The following is an 8949-nucleotide window of genomic DNA, read 5'->3' as shown; positions in this document are numbered from 1 at the left end:
GCTGATATCTATTTGTGTCTTCATAACCTCAAATATATCATCTTGCTTCGGCTGTCACCCTTCTTTTATTACTCCAGCATACTTTTTGATACACCACCAAAAATTCGTTATAATAGTTAAGTTATATTAAAAACTGAAATACAGCTTAGGTGAAAGTATGTTAGAGAATTTACGCGGTATGGCCGTGTTCGCCAGTGTGGTCGGACACGGTTCTTTTAGTGGTTCAGCTCGTGAGCTAGGTATTACTACCAGTGCAGTCAGCCAACAAATTCGTTCCTTAGAAAATGATTTGGGTGTGGTACTGCTTCATCGTTCAACCCGAAAACTTAGTCTAACAGAAGCTGGTGAAAGCTTTTATGAAGCAGCCAAGGATGTGGTGAGTGCTGCTGAACAAGGTAAAATTAAAGTCAATCAGTTGCGTGATGAGTTAGCGGGTAGCTTGCGTGTGGCGACAACTCCTGAGTTGGGTGTCAATCATATTTTGCCTGCACTCTCTACGTGGATGGCGGCACATGATGATCTGAGTCTCACTTATCTGGCAGACAACCATTATGTTGATATGATTGATGAGCGCATTGATATTGCAATCCGTATGAGTCCTTCGATAAACGACTCCAGCCTGAGTAATCATCCACTGACTGATGTGCGTCAGATGCTCGTTGCCTCACCACAATATCTACGCCAACATGCTAAGCTACAAACACCTAAAGATCTAGCAAATCATCAGCTAATTTGTATTGAAATCATGAAGGATGCTAACCAGATTGATATGGTTCAAACAGAAAGTGGCAAAAAAACGCGCATAAAAATGAACTCACACATTTATACCAATAATGTCTTTATGGCAACTACTTTGGCCAAAGAAGGTCATGGTTTGGTAAGAATGATGGAAATGGATATCAAAAAAGAGCTTGAAAGTGGTGAGCTCGTTGAAGTTTTGACAGGGTATCAATTACCAAGCTTTGTATTATATGCAGTTACCTTGAATGCTGAACAGCAACCAGCTAAGATTATTCGTTGCTTAGAAGTCTTAAAAAAGTACTTTCATGCCCATTAGAGCGTGCCTAAAATGAAGACACACCCTAAGAGGTATATGATAAACAGCCTCTTTATTCAGTTTAACTGACTATCGTTTCTTTAATGTACTCATCTGCAGTTTGGCTGCCCACTGTTGTTACAAAAAAACCTGCTAATTCATCTATCGGCAGTAATCCTAAGTCCGTACCTTTACTGGTACGGATTCTAACACTAGATTGCTCTAACTCTTTTTCTCCAATCAGTAAAATAAATGGTATTTTCTGTAAGGTATGCTTGCGAATTTTATAGCCAAGTTTGTCTCTACCAAAGTCACATTCCACTCGCAACGATAAATCTTTTAGTTGCTTTAAAACTTGATTGGCATAAGCCTGCTGATTTTCAGAAATAGTGATTATCATCACTTGGACAGGAGCAAGCCAAAAGGGTAGGTGACCTGCGTAATGCTCAATCAAAATACCGATAAACCGCTCAAGCGAACCAAATATAGCGCGGTGTAGCATCACCGGCCTTTGTTTTTGGTTATCTTCGTTAATATAGCTAAGATCAAAGCGCTCTGGCAGGTTTAAATCTACTTGAATAGTGCCGCATTGCCACTCTCTGCCTATCGCGTCTTTTAGCGTGAATTCTATTTTAGGGCCATAAAATGCGCCTTCTCCTTCACTGACCTCATAAGCGATATCAATGTCTTGTAAAGACTGAATTAGGGTCTGTTCTAAAAAGTCCCATATTTGCTCAGATCCTATTCTGTTTTTTGGACGGGTAGATACTTTGATAGAAATATTATCAAATCCAAAATGCTGATAGATTTTATAAATCAAGCGGATGGTACTGACACACTCTGATAGAAGCTGATCTTTGGTACAAAATATATGCGCATCATCTTGAGTAAAATGCCGAACGCGCATCAAGCCGTGCAGCGAACCTGAAGGCTCATAACGGTGAACTTTACCAAACTCTGCCATTTTGAGAGGCAGTTCTCTATAGCTTTTTAGATCATGACCATAGAGACAGACTGCACCGGGACAACTCATCGGTTTTAACGCGTAGGTTTTTTCGTCAGGGGTTTCTACCGAAAACATTTGCTGTTTGTAATTCTGCCAATGCCCTGAAATCTCCCACAATTCGCGATCCATGACATCCGGTGTATTGACCTCAGTGTATCCTGCTTCTTCTTGTTGATGACGCAAATATCCCGTTAGTAATTGAAAGACTTTCCATCCTTTCGCATGCCAAAAAACAGCCCCTGGGGCTCGTTCGTCAAAGTGTAATAAATCCAGTTGCTGTGACAGTTTTCTATGATCTCTTTTTGCTGCTTCTGCTTGTTGTTTCAAATAATCGGTCAGTTGTTTTCGAGCAGCCCAGCAGGTGACATATATTCGTTGTAGCATAGGTTGACTCGCGTCACCTTGCCAATAGGCGCCTGATACATGAGTAATTTTGAAGTGTGGCAAAAATGAAGTATTTGCAACCAAAGGGGACAGATAAACATCTTTCATGCTACCACTGCCATTATGTGTATGTGGTTGAAACAAAGTCGTTATCGATGCGCTCTGTTCTCTACACTGCTTCAAACTATGTTGCTTTAAGCTTTGTTGCTTTAAAATACATTGTTTTAAGTATTCTGATTTCAGTGGGTTCTCTAAGCTAAAGTAAGTGACAGCATCAGCTAGAGAAATATAGCCACTTGCTATAGGCTGCTTTTTTTGAACCATGTCTTGCATGACGTTTGAGATTTCATGGAGATGATCTTCGTTGAAATTAGGCGTCTCTGCAAAGTCATAATAAAAACCAGTATCTGTAGTTTGATACTGTACAGGTTTGGCGTTTGGATATAAGTGTAAAACCGACCTTGCCAGCAGATAAGCAAATGAATCGCGTTGCAGTATCGACGCCTCATCATTTTGAGCGGTGATCAGCTGGATGTGACAGTCTTCAGTTATAAGATGTTGTAAGTCAACATATTGGCTATCAACTTTAGCCAAAAACACCTTTTTATAAGCAGGCGGTTTATAGATTGCTAGTAAAGTCGCAATCGATATAGGGTCGTCAATTGAAAGTTGCTGAGCGTTTTGGTGACTGGTTATTTGGATATTCATAAGTAATCTATCAATTAGTAATTATAGTGATTAGCGTTTGTTGAATGTTCAATAGACCCTAACGGTCGATCTCAAGAGATTGACCACGGCAGTTTGGGAACAGCTGGTTTTGATGCCATGCAAGCTGTCCTGAGATGATGGTGGTGGCTACAGAATATCGAAAAGCTTTATGTGCAAAAGGCGTCCAGTTACAGTGCATATAGTTATGAGTGTCACTGACCATGACTTTTTCTTTGTTTTCTTTGAGCAATACTAAATCTGCCCAATAGCCTTCACGTATATAGCCTCGGTCTTTAATACGAAACAAGTCTGCCACTTGATGCGATGTCTTGCGTACCATGGTTTCGATACTCATCTGTTTGTCCGCAACCAACTCCATCAGTGCAGGTAAAGCATGTTGCACAAGGGGTAATCCAGCTGGTGCATTGAAGTAACTTTGCTGCTTTTCCTGCCAAGTGTGCGGTGCGTGGTCAGTGCCAATAATATCCAAACGATTGGACTCTGATACCGCTTGGATCAACGCTTGACGATCTTGTGCTGTTTTGATGGCTGGATTACATTTGATGAGGTGTCCTAATGTTTCATAATCCGTATCATCAAAACTTAAATGATGCACACAAACCTCAGCGGTAATATGCTTTTTATCGAGTGGTAGGTTTTTAAACAGACGAATCTCTTTGGCTGTGGTGATATGCAATACGTGTAGCTGCGTACCGTATTTTTCAGCCAACGCAACCGCCATGCTTGAGCTTTCAAAGCAAGCTTGTTTGTCACGAATACGGGCATGCATTACAGCAGGAATGTCGTCACCGTATTTTTCTTTATAGTGTTGCTCACGCGTTCTGATACGAGGCGTTGACTCGCAATGGGTCAGTAAGATAGTGGGTACATTTGAAAATAAGCGCTCTAGGGTTTGTGGGTCATCGACCAGCATGTTACCTGTCGATGCGCCCATAAACACTTTAACGCCACTAACGAGCTTAGGGTCTAGGTGTTCGATGATATCTATATTGTCGGCGCTGACACCGAAGTGAAAAGCGTAATTTGCCATGCTATGCGTGGCAGCGTTTAGCTTCTTTTGATGAAGTGCATTCAAATCCAGTGTCGCAGGCTGTGTATTGGGCATGTCCATATAACTTGTGATACCACCAACTACCGCTGCCATCGATTCTGATTTTACAGTGCCTTTTTGCGGTGCCCCAGGGTCTCTAAAGTGTACTTGGTCATCAATCATCCCTGGAATGAGCCAGCCACCTTCAGCATCGATGTTTTTTGCATCAGAGATACCTGTAATACTGGATTGTATTTTTTGGATGCGGCCATTTTCTATCAGTACATCACTCGTTTTTTGAATGCCTTCATTTACGATCACAGCATTACGAATGATGATTTTTGGTAGATTATCAAATGTTAGGTTACTAAAACTCATTATGTAAGGCCTTATATCCTTGCACCAGCTCGATGTTGGTACTCACCACACTTTCTGAAAACTCGCTAATAGATATGTCCATCGGGGGGAAGTCACTCAAGTCAGTCGTGGCATGAATATGGCTGATAGCGGGAACATAAAAACTATTAGGTAAGTCTTGTCCGTCAACCACAGCATTGTGTCTCACGGCACTTCTATTACCGACTTTGCAATTGAACAAAACGCTATTGAAGCCAATAAAGACATGATGTCCAATTTCGCAAGGTCCATGAATGATAGAGCGATGAGCGATAGAAGAGTTTTCTCCTATGGTGACGGCAGCTCCAGCTTTAGAGTGAATAACCACTCCGTCTTGAATGTTTGAGTTGGCACCGATGATGATAGGTTCCATTTCACCTTGTGCATCTACTTCATCAGCACGGATCACGGCATAAGGCCCAATGAAGACATTGGCGTGAATAATCACTTTGCCGCAAATAATAGCCGTTTGGTCGACATAGGCCGTTTGGTGAATGATAGGAAGGTCGCCGGATGGGTTTTTACGAATCATAAGAGGTCTTATTGGTATTGGATAAAGGATTGCTTAAGATTGATACTCGTGTCAATTCTAAGCCTAGATAAAAACAACTGGGTCGAAAAGTATGACAGGCAGCGCCATGCTGCTGAACGGAAAACAAGACCGCATCACCATCACAATCTAATTTGGCATCGATCAGCTGCTGATGGTGCCCAGAGCTTTCTCCTTTTCGCCATAAGGTTTGTCTGGAACGTGACCAATAGCAGACCCTTTTAGTGGTTAAGGTTTCTATGAGTGCCTCGGCATTGACCCAAGCCATCATTAACACCTCTTTGGTCTGCACGTCTTGTGCGATTGCGGCTATTAATCCTTGGTCATTCCAAGGAATATGACTCATAACCGTATCAAAGCAGTACTCTTGGCCTTTTTTGCCGTGTTCCATGGTCAGAAAAATAGACGTGTTTGTATTTACCATTGCCATGAGCCTTCTGCGACCGCGTCATGGGCATGCAGGCTTTCTGCATGAATGACTTTGAATTTAAATCCTAAAATATTGGCATAGTCCAAGAATGTATGATGTAGCCGCCGTACTGCATCTTCGCAGAACATCAAGTTTTGTCCGTTTGCCAGTGCAAAAGCCTGTTCATCGACACGCTTTACCGCTGTCTGTACAGGTGTGGCAAGGGCGTGTTCTGCTTGGTCAATGAGGGCGATGAGCGACAATTCAGATACAGCAGTGGATAGCTTAAACTGTAATTGAGCGACGCTACGCTGGCTGTGCGGTGTTGCAACAATGGCCTCGGTAGTCCCTAACCAATCGATAACTTCTGCTGCATTGGTCAGATCGAATCGCTCTTCGGATAAGGCTTTTTGAAACTGCTGCTGAATTAAGCTGCGTGATAGGGCCGCCGAACAAGGGCAAGTAGATGAGTAAGGAACCTCAATCTGAACTTCCACGAAAAACTGACGGTCAATAAGCTGGCAGGATAGCTCAAAGGGGTAACTCTTCCAGCCAGTTAGCGGACTGATTAATGCTGGCCGTTCGACGTATAGCTGGCTTTTTATATGTAGCTTTGCATGATTAGATAACCCCTTATGGCTGTTGAGAAAGCCCTGCAATGTCTCTTTGAGGTGGGAGGTATTAAGGTTTTTTAATTTGGCCAATTCTAGTAACTTGATATACAACCGAGACATATGGATGCCCTTGATAGCAGGATCATCTAGGCTAACAAAAGCGCTTATATCGCTTGGACAAAGTGTGTTTTCAATATAAATAGGTAGGGCTATATGTTCCATGCCGACCCAGTCTAAACAAGCAGAATTGGGCGGTGCTTTTAGGTTCGCAGAAATATCAGGAAGATCATTAATCATTAATATGCAAAACTCAGTTGAATTGTAAAATGTTATGTTATAACATAACTAAATACTTAGCAAGTATAGCGATGCTTGCTGTTTTACCTGTGCATTTTTAATGTAGATGGCTTCAAATGAAATATAGTGTCTTTATTCTGTGCTCCGTTTTTTATCCTATATGTTTTCTAACAGCTTGTGCCCATCAGTCTGTTGATAGTCAGTATGTGCCGACAGTCATGCCAAGCAATCACTCAAACCATGATTATTCAAATCAGAGCCATTCAGAAAAAAACTTGGTCAACCAGTCACGTGAAAAATTCGCCCATAGACAAGCAAAAGACCCATTAGTGCATTTGCCTTCAGTACAAAATTCAGAGCTAGTTCATCAAAAACAAACTCCAGACACTTACCGTATATGGCTAAGTGACAGCGTCAATCAGCAACAGGCTATGGAATACACTTCTTTTTTAAAAAGTAAGGGGTTGGTTGGCTACGTACCAGATCATGAGTTTTTTCAAAGTGCTAGAGACTGGGAAAAATGCGGTGCCGCAGAGTTTGAAATACCACCTACAGAGTTATGGTCAAATATTGTCCCCACACTTCAAATAATGAAAGTGCTTGTCGATGACAAGGTGGTTCGTGATTTTACCGTCACATCCGTTTATCGAAATTTTAATTTGAACCGCTGCGCCAAAGGTGCTGATACCTCGCGTCACGTATTGAATACTGCCATAGATTTTCGTATTGGAAGCGAAGCGCCAGATACATTAGAGACAATACAGATTATAGAAACTAAAAAAAGACTTTGTACGTTTTGGCAGGAGAAGGGAGCGGCGTTAAACATGGGGCTTGGAGTTTACAGTTCTGGACAAATTCATATTGATAGTGCTGGTTATCGCACATGGGGTCCTGATCATCGTAGTAGATCCTCTCCTTGCTTGTCTGTCTCAATTTGAATACTCAACAGACTCTAGACTAATCGTCACTATTTTCACTATTTTCACTATTTTTAAAGGATTCTAATTTGTTATGACCATATTTAAGAACCAGTATTTAAGAAGCAGTATTCTTTAAGCATATTTGATAACAGATTTTGATAACAAATATAGTTGAGTTCAAATAATTTCGATACAGGCAAATCGAGTGCAAGCCATACCTTAGTATGGTTAGCGAGGATGACAATGTGACGGATTTATATAGATTTGACTATATATAAATTGATAGAGAAGAGAGAGCCAATGAGTAATTCTTTAGCCATCGAAAAAAAACTGCCTGTGACAGTGTTGTCTGGGTTTTTAGGCGCAGGTAAAACCACGCTACTCAATCATATCTTGAATAATCGTGAGGGTAGGCGCATAGCGGTTATCGTAAACGATATGTCTGAAGTAAATATTGATGCAGCATTGGTCAGAGACGGTGGGGCCGAGCTGTCCCGAACCGATGAAAAGCTGGTTGAGATGAGCAATGGTTGTATTTGTTGCACCTTGCGAGAAGACTTGTTGATAGAGGTACGACGTCTGGCAGAAGACAATCGCTTTGATCAACTGGTTATCGAATCAACAGGCATTTCTGAACCGTTACCTGTGGCAGAAACTTTTACTTTTGAAGATGACGATGGTTTCTCCCTGAATGAATTTGCTCGTTTAGATACCATGGTTACTGTCGTTGATGCTTTTAATTTTTTAAAAGATTACAGCTCTTATGACAGCATACAATCTCGAGGTGAGTCACTAGGTGAGGAAGATGAGCGTACCGTGGTTGATTTGCTGATTGATCAAATTGAATTTTGTGATGTCATTGTGTTGAATAAAGTGGATTTGATTTCAGATGACGAGAAAGAAAGACTACTAGCGATTATTCATTCCTTAAATCCACGAGCTAAAATTGAGGTTTCTCAGTTTGGTCAGGTCAATTTAGATAAGCTCTTGAATACCAACTTATTTGATTTTGAGGCAGCCTCTGAGGCACCAGGCTGGTTAAAAGAGCTTAGGGGAGAGCATATACCAGAGACACAGGAGTATGGCATCAGTAGTTTTGTTTATCGAGCCCGTCGTCCCTTTCATCCGCAGCGTTTTTACGATTTTATTAATACAGAATGGAAAGGTGTGGTGCGCTCAAAAGGTTTCTTTTGGCTCGCGTCTAATCCTAAGCTGGCAGGTTCTTGGTCACAAGCCGGTGCGATGGCCAGACATGGTCTGGCTGGGTACTGGTGGGCAACAGTTCCTGAAGAGGAGTGGCCACAAGATCAGCAGAATCGTGACATCATAGAAAGTAATTGGGACGAGAGTACAGGTGACGCCCGTCAGGAAATTGTGTTGATTGGTATAGAAATGGATGAGTCAGATCTTATCGATAAGTTCAATGATTGCTTGCTCAACGATGAGGAAATGGCCCAAGGTCCTAAAAATTGGCAGTTGATGAATAACCCATTTTCAGAGTGGGCTAAATTGATTGCTTAACGGACCATACTTTTTTAAGTATTCTACTTAGAAGTAAGATTCACAACACTTATGTAA

At 41.6% G+C, this 8949-nt stretch carries 8 protein-coding genes; 3 read left to right on the top strand and 5 right to left on the bottom strand.

Translation table 11 applies throughout. The features are described 5' to 3' along the window. The first annotated feature begins 157 nt into the window (after nt 1-157). Nucleotides 158-1057 carry a LysR family transcriptional regulator gene (locus tag ACT3RN_RS03125; protein WP_192519183.1) on the top strand — a complete coding sequence of 300 codons (900 nt, stop codon included), beginning with the start codon at nt 158-160 and terminating at the stop codon, nt 1055-1057. 61 nt (nt 1058-1118) lie between these two features. Here the strand turns inward: ACT3RN_RS03125 and thrS are convergent, their stop codons facing one another. The 5 genes from thrS to folE2 are packed head-to-tail and all read right to left on the bottom strand — an operon-like array spanning nt 1119 to nt 6451. Continuing rightward, nucleotides 1119-3134: a threonine--tRNA ligase gene (thrS, locus tag ACT3RN_RS03120; protein ID WP_192519182.1), complete on the bottom strand. Its 2016-nt coding sequence runs from the start codon at nt 3132-3134 to the stop codon at nt 1119-1121. A gap of 58 nt (nt 3135-3192) precedes the next feature. Then, nucleotides 3193-4563 carry a dihydroorotase gene (locus tag ACT3RN_RS03115; protein WP_192519181.1) on the bottom strand — a complete coding sequence of 457 codons (1371 nt, stop codon included), beginning with the start codon at nt 4561-4563 and terminating at the stop codon, nt 3193-3195. Beyond that, nucleotides 4553-5113, bottom strand: a complete 561-nt coding sequence (locus ACT3RN_RS03110) for a gamma carbonic anhydrase family protein (protein ID WP_192519180.1) — start codon at nt 5111-5113, stop codon at nt 4553-4555. Before ACT3RN_RS03110 ends, ACT3RN_RS03115 begins: the two co-directional genes overlap by 11 nt. Further along, a complete protein-coding gene (gene hisI / locus ACT3RN_RS03105; protein WP_192519179.1) occupies nt 5103-5561 on the bottom strand; it encodes a phosphoribosyl-AMP cyclohydrolase in 459 nt (152 codons plus the stop codon). Before hisI ends, ACT3RN_RS03110 begins: the two co-directional genes overlap by 11 nt. Next, entirely contained in the window at nt 5549-6451 is a 903-nt protein-coding gene (gene folE2 / locus ACT3RN_RS03100) for a GTP cyclohydrolase FolE2 (protein WP_192519178.1), read from the bottom strand. Before folE2 ends, hisI begins: the two co-directional genes overlap by 13 nt. Nucleotides 6452-6567: 116 nt before the next feature. Between folE2 and ACT3RN_RS03095 the strand changes: the two genes are divergently transcribed. Together ACT3RN_RS03095 and zigA are read left to right on the top strand one after the other, a co-directional pair. Beyond that, on the top strand, nt 6568-7389 hold the full coding sequence (locus ACT3RN_RS03095) for a D-Ala-D-Ala carboxypeptidase family metallohydrolase (protein WP_225739154.1): 822 nt from the start codon (nt 6568-6570) through the stop codon (nt 7387-7389). Between the two features lie 282 nt (nt 7390-7671). Then, the gene (gene zigA / locus ACT3RN_RS03090; protein ID WP_192519177.1) at nt 7672-8892 is read left to right on the top strand and encodes a zinc metallochaperone GTPase ZigA; all 1221 of its coding nucleotides are present in this window, start codon (nt 7672-7674) and stop codon (nt 8890-8892) included. Nucleotides 8893-8949: the final 57 nt, after the last annotated feature.

Origin of the sequence: Psychrobacter sp. AOP5-GZ1-6 (assembly GCF_052376345.1) — a bacterium.
Taxonomy (GTDB): Bacteria; Pseudomonadota; Gammaproteobacteria; order Pseudomonadales; family Moraxellaceae; genus Psychrobacter.
Note: the sequence above shows the minus strand (reverse complement) of the source record. Positions and strands in the feature narration are given on the sequence as shown.

Excerpts from the sequence above, each read along its gene's own strand:
- ACT3RN_RS03125 (WP_192519183.1), top strand. The coding sequence starts at position 158 with ATGTTAGAGAATTTACGCGGTATGGCCGTGTTCGCCAGTGTGGTCGGA.
- thrS (WP_192519182.1), bottom strand. The coding sequence starts at position 3,134 with ATGAATATCCAAATAACCAGTCACCAAAACGCTCAGCAACTTTCAATT.
- ACT3RN_RS03115 (WP_192519181.1), bottom strand. The coding sequence starts at position 4,563 with ATGAGTTTTAGTAACCTAACATTTGATAATCTACCAAAAATCATCATT.
- ACT3RN_RS03110 (WP_192519180.1), bottom strand. The coding sequence starts at position 5,113 with ATGATTCGTAAAAACCCATCCGGCGACCTTCCTATCATTCACCAAACG.
- hisI (WP_192519179.1), bottom strand. The coding sequence starts at position 5,561 with ATGGCAATGGTAAATACAAACACGTCTATTTTTCTGACCATGGAACAC.
- folE2 (WP_192519178.1), bottom strand. The coding sequence starts at position 6,451 with ATGATTAATGATCTTCCTGATATTTCTGCGAACCTAAAAGCACCGCCC.
- ACT3RN_RS03095 (WP_225739154.1), top strand. The coding sequence starts at position 6,568 with ATGAAATATAGTGTCTTTATTCTGTGCTCCGTTTTTTATCCTATATGT.
- zigA (WP_192519177.1), top strand. The coding sequence starts at position 7,672 with ATGAGTAATTCTTTAGCCATCGAAAAAAAACTGCCTGTGACAGTGTTG.